Raw genomic sequence first — 16,752 nt, forward strand, 5'->3', positions numbered from 1 at the left:
TGAGCTACGCGGACATTTCACCTGAGGCAAGCACGAACACCATCCGGACATCTTGACATGAGGCAAGACGCCTAAAGCCGTTGCGCCGCCAACATGTCAGGCTCTGGGATGCGCCTGAGCATAGGCATTCTTGAGTCGTTCGACCGAGACGTGGGTGTAGATCTGGGTGGTGGCCACGGTGGAATGTCCCAGGAGTTCCTGCACGCTCCGCAGGTCCGCTCCCCCGTCCAGAAGGTGCGTGGCCGCGCTGTGCCGGAGGCTGTGCGGACCGCTCGCGTGCGTGTCCGGCACGGCCTGCAGGGCATCGGCGACCACCCGTCGCGCAACCCGGGCGTCGATTCTTCCGCCGCGTGCACCCAGGAACATTGCGGCACCCGACTTCTCCGTGGCCACGACCTCACGACGACGCCGCCACACCTCCAGAGCCTGCTCTGCCCGGTCGCCGAAGGGCACTCTCCGTTGCTTGTTTCCCTTGCCGGTCACGGTGATCACTTTGATGCTTCGATCTACGTCCGAATCGTTGAGGTTGACGACTTCGCTGATGCGGGCCCCCGTGGCGTAAAGCAGTTCGACGAGCGCCCAATCCCGGGCCGCCAGAGCCGCGGAGCGATCATCCTCAGCGGGTTGTTCTGCCGCGGCGGCCAAGCCGTCGAGCAGGTCGGACAACGCGGTCGAGTTGACCACCTCGGGGAGGTGTTGACCTGTTTTGGGCCCTTTCACGGACGCGGCCGGGTCATGGTCCAGCCGACCGTTGTCCACCGCCCACCGACAGAACGTGTGAACCGAAGCGATCCCCCGTGACACCGAACTGCGGGCCAATCCCCGTTGATGCCGCTGCGCGAGCCAGCCTCGGAGGGATTCACGGTCAAGATCCTCGAGTCCCTTGAGCCGGCGGGCCGTCATCCATGCGGACAACTCCTCCAGGTCCCCCACGTACGAGCGGATGGTGTGTTCGCTCCTGGCTTTCTCATGTCGCAGGTGCCGGGCAAACAACGCGATCTCCTCCGAGAGGGCCGTTGCCGTCTCGTGGTCCTGTTCCGGTTCATGCGCGGGATGTTCCTGGGGCATTCTTCGAGCCTACTCGGCGCCATCCCAACAGGGAGTCTGCTGCCAGTCCCCGGGATCGCAACGTGGACAAGCCGGTCATGACTTCCGTCGGTGACAGCCCGGACACTCGGCACAGATTGGACGGATCGGCATCCTGTCTCAGCGGCAGGGCGTCGTAGAGGCGTAGCAAATGCGGCTCCAGCGAATCCTCGGGCCGCTGCGCCACGTCGTCCTGCTCGGCCTGGATGCCCAGGGCTGCGTCATTGCCGAGGGTGCCGAGCAGTTCCAAGACTTCGGCACCGTTGTTGACCAGGATGGCGTGATCTTCTCTGATCAGTTTGTGACAACCGGCCGAACCCCCGCTCAGGACATCACCGGGTACGGCCGCGACCTCCCGCGACAGGGATTCGGCGTGGTGAGCGGTGTTGAGTGATCCGGACCGCCAGGCGGCCTCCGTGACCACCGTGGCCCGGGACAGCGCAGCGATGAGCCGATTACGTTGCAGAAACCGATATCGCGTGGGTGAGCAACCCAGTGGAACTTCGCTGAGCAGCATCCCGTGTTCCTCGATACGACTCAGCAGGCCCGCGTTGGCGCTCGGATAGAACCTGTCCACCCCGCAGGCTAGGACTGCGACCGTGGGTGGCTCCGCAGTGCCCGCGGTGAGCGCCGCGGAGTGCGCGGCGGCATCGATCCCGTAGGCCCCGCCCGAGATCACGCACCACCCCTCGCCACTGACGTGATGCGTGATGTCCCGAGTTACGGCCGCGCCGTAAGCACTAGCATTACGAGATCCGACCACGGCCACGCTGTGCGCGAGACCGGGGAGTTTGCTGCGATCCCCGCGCCCCCAGAGCGCAATGGGTCTGTTCAGACCCAGGTCATCGAGTGGTTCGGGCCAGTCAGGATCCTCCGGAATCACCACCCATGCGCCCAGGGAGTGAGCATGGCGAGCATCCGTGTCAGGGTCGACCGCCGGCAGTCGGGAGCGCCAGGCCTCGAAACGGTCCCCCAGGTCGGCGGGCTTACTGCGAAGTCCCCACGTGGCCATTGCGGTCTGGACTTTTTGGAGCAGCCACCCCGGCGGTCTCTGATGAGAGGTGATGGTGTCCCGCAGGGTGATGGGCCCCAGACAGTGCAACAGGGCCATGCCCGCGCGATCGGCCGGTTCGATCATGCGGGCGAGTTGGGTTCTGGCTCCGCGCAGTTCATCGCTGTACGTCGCGGGGGATTCGTGGTCTGCCATTGGCTGGTTCATGAGGTCACCGTGGTCTTGAAGAAGAGTGCGAGTTGCACGTGCTCTGAGCTGGGAGATCCGGCACCGGCCAAGTCAGCGAGGGTCCATGCGACACGGAGCACCCGGATGTAGCCGCGCGCGGTCAGGGTGTGGTTGTCCATGGCTTTCTTCAGTGACTGAACAGTGTTCCGTTCGGGAGACAACGCTTTGCGCAGAAGAGAACCGGGGACATCGCTGTTGAGCTGCAGTCCGTAGCGAGCTAACCGTTCGCGTTGCGCAGCCCTTGCCGCACCGACCCGTTCGGCCACACTCGCGCTGTCCTCCGGAGGCTCACCCCGCGCGGAGTTCAGCTCGTGATAGGTCACGGCGGGCACCCGCAGTTGTAGGTCCACGCGGTCGATAAGTGGCCCGGACAGCTTGTTGAAATACCGGTGCCTTTGGTGAGCGGTACAGGTACATCGATTCCCGACTCCCTCTGCTTGACCACACGGGCACGGATTCGCAGCGAGAACCAGTTGGAACTTGGCGGGATATCGGGACACGTTCTGCGAGCGCGCAATGGTCACTGTTCCGGACTCGAGGGGCTGACGGAGCGTGTCCAACACCCGCCGTTCAAACTCCGGTGCTTCGTCCAGGAACAACACACCCCGGTGGGCCAGTGAGATGGCGCCCGGTCTAGGGATTCCACTGCCCCCGCCACACAGTGCGGGCGTCGTAATGCTGTGGTGGGGGGCCTGCAAGGGTGGCCTGCGGATCAGTTCGGAACAGCGCGAGTCACCGCGCAGGGAATGGATCGAGGTCACCTCGAGTGACTGGTGGTCGTCCAGATCCGGGAGGATTCCGGGCAGCCGTTCGGCGAGCATTGTCTTCCCGGCACCCGGTGGTCCCACCATCATCAGGTGATGGCCCCCGGCGGCTGCGATTTCCAACGCCTGCCGCCCTTCGATCTGCCCCACCACATCCCGAAGATCCGGAGCTTCCGTATTCTCAGCCGTGTCCGTGCAGCCGTCCGGTGACTTGCTACCCCCGGGCACCCTGTTCAACAGCTGCGGGTCGGCGCCGTGCATCACGAGCAGTTCCGCCAAATGCGAGACGGCGGTGACCTCGGCACCGGACACCAGCCGCGCCTCTTCGTAATTTTCCCTGGCTACGACAACCGTGGAATGCCCGTGCAGTACCGCCGCGTGCACCGCGGGCAACACGCCCCGCACGGGACGCAATGACCCGTCCAAACCCAGTTCGGCGAGGTACACAGTGTCTGAAGCAGCCCGAATGGCACCGTGCGCCGTGAGCACCGCCATGACCACAGCGACGTCGAAATGTGAACCGCGCTTGGGAAGCGTGGCCGGCGACAGGTTGACGGTGATCTTCCGCGCGGGAAGCTTGATCCCGGCATTGCGCGCGGCCGCACGAATACGCTCCCGTGACTCGTTCACCGCCTGGTCCGGGAGCCCGATGATGCTGAAGGCTGGCAACGATTGGCCGATATCAGCCTCAACGTCAACCACGTGACCGTCCAACCCGACCAACGCCACGGACTTGGTCCGTGCGAAGCCGGTCATCGCGCATCACTTCGCAGGTACGGGCGGCGGACGTGTCGCTGGGGGCGACGAACAAGCTGTGAATGCGAGTGTCTGGGCATGACACCACCATGACGGCGCGGGCCCACACGGCACAGAGCCTACCGCCCGCTGTGCAGTTCTGGAGTGGGCTCCGCACGGCGACCGGAGAACGCAATCAGCAATCCATGGATAACGAGCCATGGCCCACAGGCCCAGCTCAGTGAGCCGCCGACTAAAAGGTCCATCAGTGAGTGGAGTTCAGGCCGTCACGGCTGCACAGGTTGCTGCTCCCCCACCGCCTGAGCGGGAACAGATGGCGCGACAGGGGGCACCGATGCTCCCGCCTCGGGCGCGGTGGTGGGCTGAGTACCGGGTTCGGATGGCACCGGTTCCTGCGGCGGCGCAGGGGCATCCGTGGGCTCTTCGGGAACGGGATCGGTGGTCGACTCGGAACCGCCGCCATCGGCGGGAGGTTCCTCTTCCGTGGTCTCATCCCCCGGATCCCCCGGAGGGGGGTCTTCCTCCGGAGCTTCCGGTTCGGCTGGATCCGCCGGGGACGCGGGGCGCGGCGCGGCAGGTTCGTTGCGGCTGTCCGGGCTGGGTCTGACAGCTCGTTCCTCGGAGTCGCCCATGGACGGAATCAGTTCCATGCTCGCGAACGTCGCCGGCAAACGACTCAGGTCTCCCACCAGAATTTCATCGCCTCGGCCACCCACCGGCACGTCGCCGGTGTACTTGGCCACGGTGTCATCCACGCGACGGTCGATGTCCCGTGCCTTTTCTTCGGAGACCCGATCACCACCGGCATTCGTCCATTCCCCGTTATCGCCCCGCTCGGATGTCCATTCGGGCGCTACCTTGGGAAGAGCGTCGAGTCGGTAAATGGAACCGTCCTCGGCGGTCAACACCAGCCTGCTCACGGAGACCGGCTGACGGCCGTTCCGATTGTCGATGCTGATTTTCGCGTACAACGCTCGCTCTACCCCGGCGTCCTTGCGGAGCTTGTCGACATCCTCGTCGGGCGGCGGCGTTGCGGGGAGGGTGATCCGCACGGATGCGCCCGAGGGCAAACGGGCATTGAACGTTCCGCCACGCAGACCGGCGCTCGACGTTTCGGCCGAGACCGACGGCGATTCCTCCGGGACTTGCTCGTCCCCGTCGTTACAGCCGGTCAGGAGGGACACGGAAAGTCCCGCGGCTATCAACACACCCATGGCGCGCCTGCGTGGCAGAAAGAATGTCACCAAGCGACCCCCACTGATCATCGACTGTTCAGGGTGCCGTTCTCGACCCCCGACCTACCGTGGCACGTTGGGCTGCGGATGTCACTCAGCACGCCGGGAGTCCATCAAATTGTGACCTTTGGATATCAGTGCCAGCTCAGCGACCCCATGTGTTCGACGCGCGGGGCATCCCCGGCCGGCCAGTGCACCGACACCACGTCCACACTGGGGATCTCTGACCAACCGTGTTCCCGAGCCCATGCGCGGGCCAACCGATGGAGACGTTGCAGCTTCTCGGGTCCCACGGCCTCAGCCGGGTGACCGAAGCCGGACCCTGTTCGGGTCTTGACCTCGAAGATCGTGACCGCGCCCGCGCGTTCCGCCACGATGTCCAATTCACCGCGCACCGGGTGATCTGCTGGGGTGGCTCGCCAGTTGCGATCCAACACATGCCATCCGGCGCGGGTCAGCAGATCGGCAATCAGATCTTCCCCGGAGCGGCCCGTACTGATGTGGGTCGCGGGCGGATCCGGAGCGGCTGGGGACACGCGAGAAATACTCATGGAACCATCGTGACGATCCAGCGCTCCCATGAACATGGCTAACGTGTGCCTGTGGAGTGCGCATGCTCGATTGACCCGGACATTGCCACGACCCGAACGGAGCTAAATGCCCAAGTTCCAACTCACCCGATGCAGCGGGGTCGCGCCGTGCTCCACTATCGCGGCCCGGTGGACCGCACTCCCGTAGCCCTTGTTCGACTCCCAGCCGTACGCCGGGTACTCCCCCGCGTAGTTGCGCATGATTGCGTCGCGCTCCACCTTGGCGGCAATCGATGCGGCCGCCACAGAGACGCAGTGGGCGTCGGCCTTGACCAGGGTGCGCACCACCGCGGGCACGCCCCACGGGTCGGTTTCCTGGCCCAGCACTGGTTCGGTGCGCAACCAGTTGTAGGACCCGTCCAGGATCAGCCCGTCCACGCTGATCCCCGACGACGCCGCTTGGGCCAGTGCCCTGAGTCCGGCCAGTCGAAGGGCGGCGCTGATTCCCAGTCGGTCGATTTCGAAGGGTTGAGCGTGGCCCACGGTGCAGGCTGCGGCCCACGAATCGATGGCCGGGGCCAGTGCTTCGCGGCGCTTGGCCGTCAGTGCCTTGGAATCCCGTACCCCGTGCCAAACGGAAGGATCGGCGCTATCGAGGGCGGCGGCGTCGAACACCACGAGCCCGACGCTCGCGGGACCGGCCAGTGCGCCGCGACCCACCTCGTCCATGCCGCCCACGTACCGCAGACCCTGCGCGGCGAGTTCGCGCTCCAGATCGATGCCGGGATCACTCGTGACTCGTGAGCCCACGATCAGTCGTCGGAAGAGCCGGTGGCCGGAACGTCCGCGAAGACCTGTTCCGGGTGGTGCAAGATCTGGAAGCGATCCAGCGGCCATGCGATCACGAACGCGGTGCCAATGATGTCTTCCTTGTGGATGAACGCGTTGTTGTTGGCCAGGTGCACGCGGGAGTCGGCGGAGGCGTTGCGATGATCGCCGAGCACGAAGAAATGATTGTCCGGAACGATCACGTCGAACGGGATCTCGGACGGCACGGCACCCGGGTACACGTAGGTCTCGTCCAGCGGCGTGCCGTTCACGCTGATCTTGCCGTCAGCGTCGCAGCAGACCACATGGTCACCGCCCTGACCGATCACGCGTTTGACGAGGGCCTGATCACCGCTGTCCGGGAGGATTCCCACGAAGGACAGGGCGCTCTGGATGGCTCCGCCCAGGCCCTCGCTACCCTGCGGCTGGGAGGGGAGCCAGTTCTTGGTGTCATCGAAGACCACGATGTCGCCGCGGTCGATGTTCCCCAGATTGGCGCTCATGACGTTCACGAAGATTCGGTCATCCAACTCCAGAGTGTTCTCCATGGAGCCGGAAGGAATGTAGAAACCCCGCACGAACAGGGTCTTGACGATGAAGGCGATCAGGATGGCCAGGACCACCACGATCAGGATTTCCTTGACGGAGCTCCAGGCCGAATTGGCCTTCTTGGCGCTCCGCGAGGCCAAGGAACGGGACGAACGCGAGGACCGGCGGGGCCGCAACGGCTCCTGCTCCGGCTGCTCCCCCGCGGAATCTGATGGACGTTCTTCAGTCACTACGCCGTGTTCCTTCCTGACATGGTGGGTGTCTGCACCCATGGGCAGACTACAAGTCCCGGGCTCGGTCCAGGGGCCACAACACCCGTTCTGCGGTTCCGATGATGCGTTCCGTGCGGATCAGCCCACCGCCGGGTGCACCCAACAGAGAACGCGAATCCACAGATTCACTGCGGTGGTCCCCCATGAGCCAAACGCGATCAGCGGGAACGTGCACGGCAAAGGGAATGTCCGAGGGCCGGTCGCCAGCGTACAGATACTCCTCCTCGAGAGGCTGGCCGTTGACCGTGATCTTGCCCTGAGCGTCACAGCATTCGATGGAGTCTCCGGGCACCGCCATCACACGCTTCACGTACGCGGTGGACGATCCGTTCAGACCCAGCCAGCGACCCACACCGTTGACCGCCTGGGTGTACCAGGGGTCCGTGGAATGCAACGGGTCCAGGGAACCGCGACCGTCGAAAACCACGAGTTCTCCGCGCTGCAGCTCATCCGTGTCGGCGAGCTTGCTGACCAGCACCCGATCCCCGCCCTGCAGCGTGGGCTCCATCGAGTTGGAACCCACCCAGTAGACATCCACCACGAATGCACGTACCACGGCGGCGATGAGCAGAGCCGACAGTACGGCAAGGGTGACGACCCGCAGCCACCAGCGCCGCGGGGAAAGGGGTGCACGTACAGCGGAGGACCCGGCAGATGCCGGGCCCTCCGTGCGTTCCGAGTGCAGATGCACGTGGAAAATGCTTACTTGCTCGAAGCGCTCGAGTCACGCTTCTCGCGGATACGAGCGGCCTTACCGTGGCGATCGCGCATGTAGTAGAGCTTGGCACGACGCACGTCACCGCGGCTCACGAGCTCGATCTTGTCGATGATCGGGGAGTGCACCGGGAAGGTACGTTCCACGCCAACACCGAAGCTGACCTTGCGAACGGTGAAGGTCTCGCGCACGCCGGAGCCCTGACGGCCCATGACGTAGCCCTTGAAGACCTGGACACGCGAACGGCTGCCTTCAATGATGTTCACGTGGACATTCAGGGTGTCGCCGGGGCGGAAATCCGGAATGTCGTTACGCAGGGACTTGGCATCAAGCTGATCGATAAGGTTCATGCTTTTTCTCCTCGCGACTGCCGCAGGTCGATCGCGTGTGGTCCGCGCGGCTCAGCCGTGAAGGTTTGAGCCAACGCGCAGAAGTATGTCGAAATCGGGCCGGTGTGGTGATTTCGAATGCGTGGTTGTTGGTCGCTCTCCCCCCTGCGGCAGGGGCGTGCCCAACTCACGCACAGCGACCCATTATGCCATATTTCGGCTAGCCCTGTGCGCCGTCAGCGGGGGCGGGGGCACAGACCTGGAACGACCCGTTGACCACCTGGAATCCGTGCTCGCGCAGGATGGCCAGATCAGCCTTGTTCAGGTCCGCCGGGTTGAGCTGTTCGATCATGTCCGGGCGGCGCTGAGCAGTGCGGTGCAGTTGCTGGTCACGGCGCCAGCGGGCAATGTTCCCGTGGTGACCGGACAACAGCATGTCCGGGATGGCGCGTTCTCGCCACATGGCCGGTTTGGTGTACACGGGGTATTCGAGCAGCCCGCCGGTGTGGGATTCTTCGGCGAGGGATTCCGGGTTGCCGATCACCCCGGGGATCAGCCGGGTCACGGCCTCGACCATGGCCAGCACGGCCACTTCTCCCCCGTTGAGCACGTAGTCACCCAGGCTCATGGGACGCACCACGGCGTGTTCGGAGGCCCAGTCGATGAAGCGTTCGTCGATTCCTTCGTAGCGGCCGCACGCGAACACCAGGTGCTCCTCGTCGGCCAGTTCGTACGCGACGTCCTGGGTGAAGACTTCGCCGGCCGGTGAGGGCACGACCAGCACGGGCTTCCGGAACGACGGCGACGCCGCGGTCACGGACTCGAGCGCCTGTGCCCACGGTTCGGGTTTCATCACCATTCCGGCACCACCGCCGTACGGGGTGTCATCCACCGTGCGGTGCCGGTCCGTGGCAAAGGTCCGTGGATCCGTCACGGACAGGTCCAGCACGCCGTCCGTCATGGCCTTACCGATCAACGACAGTTCCAACGGCGCCAGGTACTCGGGGAAGATGCTCAGCACATCGATGCGCACGGTGCTACTCCTCCGAGCCCAGGTCCAGCAGACCGGCGGGCGGGGTCAACAGCACGCGGCCGGTTTCCAGATCCACCTCAGGCACGATTTCTTCGACGAACGGGATCAGAATACGACGCCGCTCCCCCACGATTTCGAGTTCCAACAGGTCCTGAGCCGCTCCGGAGATCAGGGCGGTGACCTTTCCGACCTCGCGATCGTCTCGGGTGGTGTCCACGGCCATGAGACCGAGCAGATCGTCCTGGTGCCATTCGTCGTCCTCGAGTTCCACCTCGTGGGCCTCGGCATACAGCTGTGCCCCGCGCATCTCTTCTGCGCGGTTGCGGTCGGTGATCTCCTCGAAGCGGGCAATCAGCACTTTTTTGTTCCAGCGAAAACCCGCGGTCGTGAGGGTCTCGGGAAGTCCCGCGGCGGCGTCGGCCTGCCCCTGAGGCCACTGGATGCTCAGGTTCGACCCGGGCGCGAAACGCGACTCGGGATCGTCGGTGAACAGTTGCACCGTGACTTCCCCGCGCACGCCGTGGGGCTTTCCGATGCGTGCAATCCGAACGCTCATGAGATCTCCTTTGCCGGATCTGGACCAGTGCGATGTTTTTACCAAATGATGACGGCCCCCGTCTCCCGCGTCTGCAGGAAACAGGGGCCGTTCACGTACGCGCGGTCTTTAGCGACGACGACGGTCGGTATCGACCACGTCTACGCGCACATTTTCGCCGGGTGCCAGGGCCGTCACGACGGTGCGCAAGGCCTTGGCGGTGCGTCCGGAACGCCCGATCACGCGGCCGAGGTCATCGGGGTGAACCCGAACCTCGAGGATCTGCCCGCGGCGTCCTTCGCGTGAGCGAACGGTGACGTCCTCGGGGCTGTCCACAATGCCGCGAACCAGGTGTTCCAGAGCCTCGGCGAGCATGCTCACTCTGCCTTCTCGGCGTTGTCCTCCGTGGAGTCCTCAGCCGCACCCTCGGTGGAAGCTTCCTCGGCGGGCGCTTCGGCCTGCTCGGAAGCCTCGGCCTTGTCAGCCTTGGGGGTGATGGCCTCGGGGATGATCACGGAACCCTTGTCGGGTGCCACGAACTCAGCCTTGGTCTCGGGGGCCTTATAGGTACCCTCGGCACCGGGCTCACCCTTGAACTTCTGCCAGTCACCGGTGATCTTCAGCAGTGCTGCCACGGCGTCAGAGGGCTGTGCGCCCACGCCGAGCCAGTACTGGATCCGGTCGGAAACCAGGTTGATGTAGGAGGGGTGCTCGGTCGGCTGGTAGACGCCGACCTCCTCGATGACACGACCATCGCGCTTCTTGCGGGAGTCGACGATGACAACGCGGTAACGGGGATCGCGCATTTTACCCATGCGCTTGAGACGAATCTTAACTGCCACTTGAGTGGTTACTCCTGTTTCGAATGTGGTCGGAAATGCACACACTTGCACCCGTGGGGCGGGTCTTGGTGGGATTTCCTGTGGACGCGACACACGTGCGGTGAGAGGGTCCGCACGGTTCGAGTACCCGTCTATTGTGCCACACGTGTCAAACCTGTGAGTGCAGATGGAACGTGGTCTACCTCTCGAGCCTGAGAGCCTTGCGCCACGTGAGCGCCTGACCACCCTGGAACACTGCGCGCTGGTAGACCCGCTCCCCCACACGGAACATGATCAGTCCGAACACGGCGCACAGCCCCAGGGCGAGCCACGGTTCCCACCACTGCACGGTATCGGTCAACATCCGCACGGGCATGGCCACCGATGAGACCAGTGGCACGTAGGAGGCCACGGTGAGCCAGGTTCCCTTGGCGAACAACCCCACGAGCAGGGCCGCGATCAACACGGACATGATGGGGCCGGTGTTGGACTGCAGGTCCTCCGTGCGAGAGGCCAGCGAACCCAGCACCGCCCAGATGCTCGCCTGGGCGGCAAAGCCCACCACGAAGAACCCGATGAACCATCCGGAGGCCTGCAGGATCCACCCGATCGATTCCGCCCGGCCGAGCAGATTCACGCCCAGTAACCCCACGGCCCCGTACAGAATGATCTGCGCGTATGCCAGCAGGCAGTTACCGGCCACCTTGCCGTAGAGGATGTGGCGCACCGGGATGGCGGTGGCCAGGATCTCCACGACCCGGTTCTGCTTCTCCTCGAGCACCGAGTTGGCAATGGCCATGCCGAAGATGATGGCGGCGGTGTAGAACAGCATGGCGAAGACGAAGCCCAGTACGTTGGCCGCCACGCCGCGATCCGGTTCGTCCGAGAGGGTGCGCGTCTGCACCTCTGAACCGGCCGTCAGCTGTTCCGTGGTGGTTCCGGCGTCCGCCGCGTTCTGCTGCGCGGTCACGTCCTTGGCTGCGTCCGAGAGCATTCCGCTCAGGGAAGCATCCATGGAGTTGCGGGCCGTCAGGACCCATTCGTTGTCACTGCGCGACACGGCGGCATCGATGTCTTCGTTCTGCAGGAGCTCACGAGCCTCCTCGGGCGAGGCGGATTGCACCTCGAGCGTGGTCTTGTCCTCGGCCGAGTCCCGGGCCGCCTCCGCCACCGTGACCGATTGCGGGTCCGTGGCGGCCACGGTGTAGCTGGTGGTGCGCTCACCCATGAAGAACATGAACGCGGTGAGTCCGATGATGCCCAGGACCGTGAGCACAGTGGACAGCACGAAAGCGCGGTCCCGCAGTTTGACGCCGATCTCGCGATTCATGACGGTGAGCCACGGGGCGGACACCTGTGTGGTCTGTTCCTCTTCTGCGGCCGCTGTGGTGGTCGTGTCGTGGCTCATGAGATGGCCTCCCGATAGAGATCTCCCAGCGAAGGACGCAGCCGAGCGAATTCCACCATTCCGCGGTCCGCCGCTTGTCTGGTCAGCTGATTGCGGGCTTCCGCGTCCGCCGGCGTAACGATGGCCGTATTGCCGTCGAGGTCCACGACCTCCACCCCGGGTTGGCCACGGGTCCAGCCCGCATCAGCGGTGCACACCAACCGATATTGTTCGGGCCGCGCACCGCGTAATTGCTCGACGGGCCCGGCCAGGCGCACCGTGCCACTGTCCAGGACCACCAGCGCGTCGCACAGTCGGTCGATCAAATCCAGTTGGTGGGAGGAAAACAGCACCGGTACCCCGCGAGCCATGTATTCGCGCAGCAGCCCCACCATGGCATCGACAGCGGTCGGGTCCAGCCCGGAGAACGGTTCGTCCAGGACCAGGGCCACGGGATCGTGAAGCAGGGCCGCGGCGACCTGGACGCGCTGCTGATTACCCAGCGACAGTGTCTCGAGCCGGTCCTTGGCTCGCTCCCCCAGGCCGAAGCGGTCCAGCAGTCGGTGGGCCTCTGTGAGGGCCCGGGAGCGTTCCATGCCGTGGAGTTGCCCCAGGTAACCCAGCTGATCGGCAATCCGTTGCTTGGGGTACAGACCTCGCTCCTCGGGCATGTACCCGAACCGCGAGCGCGCGCGGGCGTCAATCGGTCGGCCGTTCCACAGCACGGTGCCGCCGTGCTGGTTGAGTACGCCCATAATCATTCGCATGGTGGTGGTCTTGCCCGCACCATTGGCGCCCACGAACCCCGTCATCTGCCCGGGCTCCACGCGAAACGACACCTCGTCCACCACTGTCCGGTCCCCGAACCGTCGCGTCAGGTCCAGCGCCTCCAGCGTGCCGCCGGCGCGCGGTGGTGAGTAGTGGACGGAGCTGTACGCGGCCCCCGGTTCTTTCAACCTCATGCTGCCTCCTCGGATCTATGCCGTTCGCGCAGCCATAGCGTGTGCGCGACGCGGCGCGGCTGGCTGATTCCAGCCTAGGAGGACCGGCAGTCGAAGAGATCAGCCCGGCGGCGGAACTTGAGCTCCACCCTGCGGTGTATGTGGGGTGTCGCTGTCCCGGTTGTCGTCCGGACGAGAGCCGGCTTGGGGGCCAGTCGACTCGTGGCAGACGTGGCGCAGTGGGACCAGTGACGGGTCAGGACACCATGCCTGATCGATAGGCGAAAACCACCGCTTGCACGCGGTCCCGGGCACCCACCTTGGCCAGCACATTGGAGATGTGGGTCTTGACCGTGGCCTGTCCCACGACCAACGTGTCGCAGATCTCCCCGTTAGACAGCCCCTCCGCCGCGAGGGTGAGTACCTCTCGCTCGCGAGCCGTGAGCGAGTCGATGATGCGCTGTTGCTCTCCTGTTCGCTCGGGAGTTCCGGTTGACGACGCCGCTGTCAGTCCGCCCGCGGGCCCGGCCGGTTCCGCGCGTGGTCCCCGAACGGCGTCGTGCTGGGCGAGTTGCTGGACCACTCGCAGGGTGGCCTCGGGCGCGAGGAGTGCGTGGCCATCGACCACCGCGAGGACCGCCGCGACAAGGTCCTCCGGCGAGGCGTTCTTGAGCAGGAAACCGCTGGCCCCGGCGCGCAACGCGTCGAAGAGGTAGTCGTCGCGGTCGAAGGTCGTGAGGATGATGACCTTGGTGTCCGTGGCTTCAGTGATCAAGCGCGTGGCTTCAATGCCGTCCATCACGGGCATCTGGACGTCCATGAGCACCACGTCCACCGGTTCGGCGAGCACTTGGGCCACGGCGTCCTTGCCGTTGGCGACCTGCCCGACCACCTCAACGTTCTCTTCGACGGTGAGCATGAGCGCGAAACCGGATCGCACCAGCTCGTGATCGTCGGCCAACAGAACTCGGATCACGGGGTGACCTCCTGGGTAGCGCGGGTGAGGGGACGGGGAATGCGCACGCGAACGCGCCAGCCCGGGCCGGGCGTGCGTGGGCCGATCTCGGTAACGCCGTTGTACAGCCGCGCACGCTCGGTGATGCCTTTGAGTCCGAACCCCGAACCCTCCGTGCCCGGCTTGGACTGCCCGTGATCGGTGACTTCCAGTTCAACCCAAGCTTCGGTTCGAGGTTCCTCGGCATCGACCGTTGTGGATCCGGTGCGGACCACGGCCGTTGCTTCACGGGCTGTGGAGTGTCGCGTGACGTTGGCCAGGGCCTCCTGCAGGCACCGGTAAACGGTCAGCTGAAGAGAGCCGGGCAGCTGGGTGAGATCGTCGGGTTGTTCCAGTGAAGTGTTGAACGTGACCGCCAGTCCATGTTTGGCGTGGGAAGCCACCAGATCGTCCAGCTCACTCAATCCCGGTTCGGGTGTGCGGGACTGGGAGGGCAGCACGCTGCCGTCCTCGGCGCGCAACACGCCTAACAACTCACGCATTTCCGTCACAGCTTGCCTGCTGGAGGCTTCCACGGTCGTCAGCGCGGCCGCCGCGGCCTCCGGGTTCTTGGTCATCACGGTGCGAGCAGCACCGGCCTGGATTCCGATCGCGGAGACGTGATGAGCGACCACGTCGTGGAGTTCGCGCGCAATGCGCAACCGCTCCTCGACCACCGCACGATTGGCCAGCTGCTCGGACTGCTGGGCGATCCGCCAGGCCTGCTCGCGGAGCCTGCGGCGGTCCAGTGCACGACGCCACGAGGCCCTGCCCATGATGACGGCGCCGCCGAAGTAGACGACGTTCATGATCACGGAGTACCCCATGATGCCCACTGCGGGTGAGAACGGACCGGAAGTCTCCTCGATATCGTCCAGAAGTTCAGCGTAGGAGTTCGTGATCGTCCAGTCGATCATGAGCCATCCCACGGTGAAGACCGCGATCGCCACCACCATGAGGGTCACGAGCTGCCGGGAACGGGCCCAAGCGACCATCGAGTACAGGCTCGCGAAAGACGCGATCTGGAAGAACAACTGAATGTTGACGTGGGGCGCAACGTAATAGGCCCACACGAACACGGCCGTGGCCGCCAAGACCCCGGCCACCGGGTAGCGGCGCCGGAAGGCCAGCGGCACAGCGATCAGGACCGACACGAGATAGCCCAGCCACCAGGGCTGGTCTGAGGAGAACGACGTGTAGCTTTCGATCAGCGCCAAGGAAAGCACGGAGGCGGCGGCCACCGCCGCCGCCAACCACACGTCCCGGACGAGTTCGTGGGATGTGGGACGCGGCCGCTGCCAATCCGGTTCGTCCGGATCCGACAGCGCCGCAACCCACCCGCGGGCCCAGGGGAACCGAGCCACTAGGATTTCTTACGCGCCCGCACCGCCGCCCACAGTGCGGCCTGCCCCGCGGCGTCGGCCAGCAGCACCGCGGATGCCGTTCCGAGAACCCGCGAACCTCGACCACCACGACGGGCGAGGGCGGCCAACGTGGAGCCCGCGACCAGTTCGGCACCGCCCACTGCCAACAGGATCTCGGGGTGGCGGAAGTACGCACGCTGAACCCGAGAGACCACATCATTGCCGGAGGGCTCGGTGGTCATGGCATCCACCAAGGACAACCCGAGGGACTTGGGCTCGTAATGGTGGGCGTCGTCCATGTCTTCCACGGAACGTTCGGATTCCACCAGCTTCGCGGCCACCACCGGCACGCCCAGCAGCTGCAGAACCGATTCCAACAGCAAGCCCGAGCTGGGCGTGGCTGCGTAGTTTTCCAGACGAGCGGTTGCTGCGGCGTCCAGGGAGCAGATCGAGGCGATGGCCTCCACGGCGACCTTGGTGTCCCGTTCGACGTCCGTGCTCACCTGCGGTTGCGACGCAGAATCGCCCTCGCCGCCCAGGATGTCGGCGATGTCACTGTGCTCGGCTTCCCAGCGCAGCGTCGCAATGCGTCCCATCTCGATCTGATGGTTGAGCTCTGCCTCTTCGTCACGGTCAGGATCCGTACGCGAGTACACGGTGAGGCTGCGCTCGGCACCGTCTGAGGAGATCGCAATGCACATCTCGCCCGGGTGGACGGCTGCGATGAATGCGGGATCGGTGTTCTCGTCCGGCAGCACCACTGCCCACCCGTTGCGGGTGACCGCGGTGAAACTCGCGTCCAGGAGGTTGGCCAGGAACGGCAATTCGGGCGCGTCAGCGTGCACCAGGACCGCCACCCGATTGAGTTGTTGGTCTGTCATGAACGCTTTCCTCCGTCAATTACGTGTTCGACCACGGTGCCCTGCTCCAGGGCCTCCAGTGCGTCGCGGATTCGCTGTGCCATGCCGGCCGAGAGCACGGTCTCCAGATCCTGCGGAGCAACCCAGCGGTAGGACAGCAGTTCTTCCTCCTGGACCGTGATCTGCGAGTCGGAGGGAATCTGACCGCCGTCGTAGAGGAATGCGACCGAGTCCCCCCACATGCCCATGTTGAGTCCGTGCATGATCAACAGCATGCGACCCTCGGGCAGGTGCAGCCCTACTTCCTCGACCACTTCGCGGAAGCACGCGCTGCGGGGGTCCTCCCCCGCCTCTACCGTGCCGCCGGGCAGGGTCCACTCGGACTTGTAGTTGGGTTCCACCGTGAGCACGCGACCGTTCTCGTCACGAATGACGGCCGACGCCGCTAGCCGTCGCGTGGGGAGCGTGCCGATGAACTCTCGCAGTTCTTGGTCTGAAAGGTATGAACCCACT

The 16,752-nt window shown here is 65.0% G+C and carries 19 protein-coding genes; all 19 read right to left on the reverse strand.

Features of this window, described 5'->3' with window-relative positions; all coding sequences use genetic code 11:
• Window positions 1-96: 96 nt before the first annotated feature.
• Complete coding sequence (locus RF638_RS05930) at window positions 97-1,068, reverse strand: tyrosine recombinase XerC (protein WP_368630495.1); 972 nt, start codon at window positions 1,066-1,068, stop codon at window positions 97-99.
• Entirely contained in the window at window positions 1,043-2,305 is a 1,263-nt protein-coding gene (dprA, locus tag RF638_RS05935; protein ID WP_368841585.1) for a DNA-processing protein DprA, read from the reverse strand. Before dprA ends, RF638_RS05930 begins: the two co-directional genes overlap by 26 nt.
• A complete protein-coding gene (locus RF638_RS05940) occupies window positions 2,302-3,846 on the reverse strand; it encodes a YifB family Mg chelatase-like AAA ATPase (RefSeq protein WP_368841586.1) in 1,545 nt (514 codons plus the stop codon). Before RF638_RS05940 ends, dprA begins: the two co-directional genes overlap by 4 nt.
• A gap of 266 nt (window positions 3,847-4,112) precedes the next feature.
• Window positions 4,113-5,030, reverse strand: a complete 918-nt coding sequence (locus tag RF638_RS05945) for a hypothetical protein (RefSeq protein ID WP_368841587.1) — start codon at window positions 5,028-5,030, stop codon at window positions 4,113-4,115.
• A 185-nt stretch (window positions 5,031-5,215) separates the two neighbouring features.
• On the reverse strand, window positions 5,216-5,632 hold the full coding sequence (locus RF638_RS05950) for a YraN family protein (RefSeq protein WP_238663101.1): 417 nt from the start codon (window positions 5,630-5,632) through the stop codon (window positions 5,216-5,218).
• Between the two features lie 102 nt (window positions 5,633-5,734).
• Window positions 5,735-6,421 carry a ribonuclease HII gene (locus RF638_RS05955; protein ID WP_238663100.1) on the reverse strand — a complete coding sequence of 229 codons (687 nt, stop codon included), beginning with the start codon at window positions 6,419-6,421 and terminating at the stop codon, window positions 5,735-5,737.
• 2 nt (window positions 6,422-6,423) lie between these two features.
• Window positions 6,424-7,218 (reverse strand): signal peptidase I, encoded by a 795-nt coding sequence (gene lepB / locus RF638_RS05960; protein WP_238663099.1) that lies wholly within the window; start codon window positions 7,216-7,218, stop codon window positions 6,424-6,426.
• 49 nt (window positions 7,219-7,267) lie between these two features.
• A complete protein-coding gene (gene lepB, locus RF638_RS05965; protein ID WP_368629277.1) occupies window positions 7,268-7,951 on the reverse strand; it encodes a S26 family signal peptidase in 684 nt (227 codons plus the stop codon).
• A gap of 11 nt (window positions 7,952-7,962) precedes the next feature.
• Window positions 7,963-8,325, reverse strand: coding sequence for a 50S ribosomal protein L19 (rplS, locus tag RF638_RS05970; RefSeq protein WP_095798265.1), 363 nt, complete (start codon window positions 8,323-8,325; stop codon window positions 7,963-7,965).
• 199 nt (window positions 8,326-8,524) lie between these two features.
• A complete protein-coding gene (gene trmD, locus RF638_RS05975; protein ID WP_095798266.1) occupies window positions 8,525-9,337 on the reverse strand; it encodes a tRNA (guanosine(37)-N1)-methyltransferase TrmD in 813 nt (270 codons plus the stop codon).
• Window positions 9,338-9,341: 4 nt separating this feature from the next.
• Window positions 9,342-9,893 (reverse strand): ribosome maturation factor RimM, encoded by a 552-nt coding sequence (gene rimM / locus RF638_RS05980; RefSeq protein WP_368630499.1) that lies wholly within the window; start codon window positions 9,891-9,893, stop codon window positions 9,342-9,344.
• A gap of 108 nt (window positions 9,894-10,001) precedes the next feature.
• Window positions 10,002-10,247: an RNA-binding protein gene (locus tag RF638_RS05985; RefSeq protein WP_031273282.1), complete on the reverse strand. Its 246-nt coding sequence runs from the start codon at window positions 10,245-10,247 to the stop codon at window positions 10,002-10,004.
• A 2-nt stretch (window positions 10,248-10,249) separates the two neighbouring features.
• Window positions 10,250-10,714 carry a 30S ribosomal protein S16 gene (rpsP, locus tag RF638_RS05990; protein ID WP_129700537.1) on the reverse strand — a complete coding sequence of 155 codons (465 nt, stop codon included), beginning with the start codon at window positions 10,712-10,714 and terminating at the stop codon, window positions 10,250-10,252.
• 178 nt (window positions 10,715-10,892) lie between these two features.
• Complete coding sequence (locus tag RF638_RS05995; RefSeq protein WP_129700535.1) at window positions 10,893-12,101, reverse strand: ABC transporter permease; 1,209 nt, start codon at window positions 12,099-12,101, stop codon at window positions 10,893-10,895.
• The gene (locus RF638_RS06000) at window positions 12,098-13,042 is read right to left on the reverse strand and encodes an ABC transporter ATP-binding protein (RefSeq protein ID WP_095798270.1); all 945 of its coding nucleotides are present in this window, start codon (window positions 13,040-13,042) and stop codon (window positions 12,098-12,100) included. Before RF638_RS06000 ends, RF638_RS05995 begins: the two co-directional genes overlap by 4 nt.
• A gap of 235 nt (window positions 13,043-13,277) precedes the next feature.
• A complete protein-coding gene (locus tag RF638_RS06005) occupies window positions 13,278-13,997 on the reverse strand; it encodes a response regulator transcription factor (protein WP_095798271.1) in 720 nt (239 codons plus the stop codon).
• Window positions 13,994-15,379 carry a sensor histidine kinase gene (locus RF638_RS06010; RefSeq protein WP_129700529.1) on the reverse strand — a complete coding sequence of 462 codons (1,386 nt, stop codon included), beginning with the start codon at window positions 15,377-15,379 and terminating at the stop codon, window positions 13,994-13,996. The genes RF638_RS06005 and RF638_RS06010 overlap by 4 nt, the downstream gene beginning before the upstream one ends.
• On the reverse strand, window positions 15,379-16,260 hold the full coding sequence (locus RF638_RS06015) for a hypothetical protein (protein WP_095798273.1): 882 nt from the start codon (window positions 16,258-16,260) through the stop codon (window positions 15,379-15,381). Before RF638_RS06015 ends, RF638_RS06010 begins: the two co-directional genes overlap by 1 nt.
• Window positions 16,257-16,751 carry an NUDIX hydrolase gene (locus RF638_RS06020; protein ID WP_095798274.1) on the reverse strand — a complete coding sequence of 165 codons (495 nt, stop codon included), beginning with the start codon at window positions 16,749-16,751 and terminating at the stop codon, window positions 16,257-16,259. The genes RF638_RS06015 and RF638_RS06020 overlap by 4 nt, the downstream gene beginning before the upstream one ends.
• Window position 16,752: the final 1 nt, after the last annotated feature.

The sequence above is a fragment of the Kocuria sp. CPCC 205235 genome, from assembly GCF_040980905.1.
Taxonomy (GTDB): Bacteria; Actinomycetota; Actinomycetes; order Actinomycetales; family Micrococcaceae; genus Kocuria; species Kocuria carniphila.

Coding starts and splice junctions, on each gene's coding strand:
- RF638_RS05930 (WP_368630495.1), bottom strand. CDS start 1,068: ATGCCCCAGGAACATCCCGCGCATGAACCGGAACAGGACCACGAGACG.
- dprA (WP_368841585.1), bottom strand. CDS start 2,305: ATGAACCAGCCAATGGCAGACCACGAATCCCCCGCGACGTACAGCGAT.
- RF638_RS05940 (WP_368841586.1), bottom strand. CDS start 3,846: ATGACCGGCTTCGCACGGACCAAGTCCGTGGCGTTGGTCGGGTTGGAC.
- RF638_RS05950 (WP_238663101.1), bottom strand. CDS start 5,632: ATGAGTATTTCTCGCGTGTCCCCAGCCGCTCCGGATCCGCCCGCGACC.
- rplS (WP_095798265.1), bottom strand. CDS start 8,325: ATGAACCTTATCGATCAGCTTGATGCCAAGTCCCTGCGTAACGACATT.
- rimM (WP_368630499.1), bottom strand. CDS start 9,893: ATGAGCGTTCGGATTGCACGCATCGGAAAGCCCCACGGCGTGCGCGGG.
- RF638_RS05985 (WP_031273282.1), bottom strand. CDS start 10,247: ATGCTCGCCGAGGCTCTGGAACACCTGGTTCGCGGCATTGTGGACAGC.
- RF638_RS05995 (WP_129700535.1), bottom strand. CDS start 12,101: ATGAGCCACGACACGACCACCACAGCGGCCGCAGAAGAGGAACAGACC.
- RF638_RS06000 (WP_095798270.1), bottom strand. CDS start 13,042: ATGAGGTTGAAAGAACCGGGGGCCGCGTACAGCTCCGTCCACTACTCA.
- RF638_RS06015 (WP_095798273.1), bottom strand. CDS start 16,260: ATGACAGACCAACAACTCAATCGGGTGGCGGTCCTGGTGCACGCTGAC.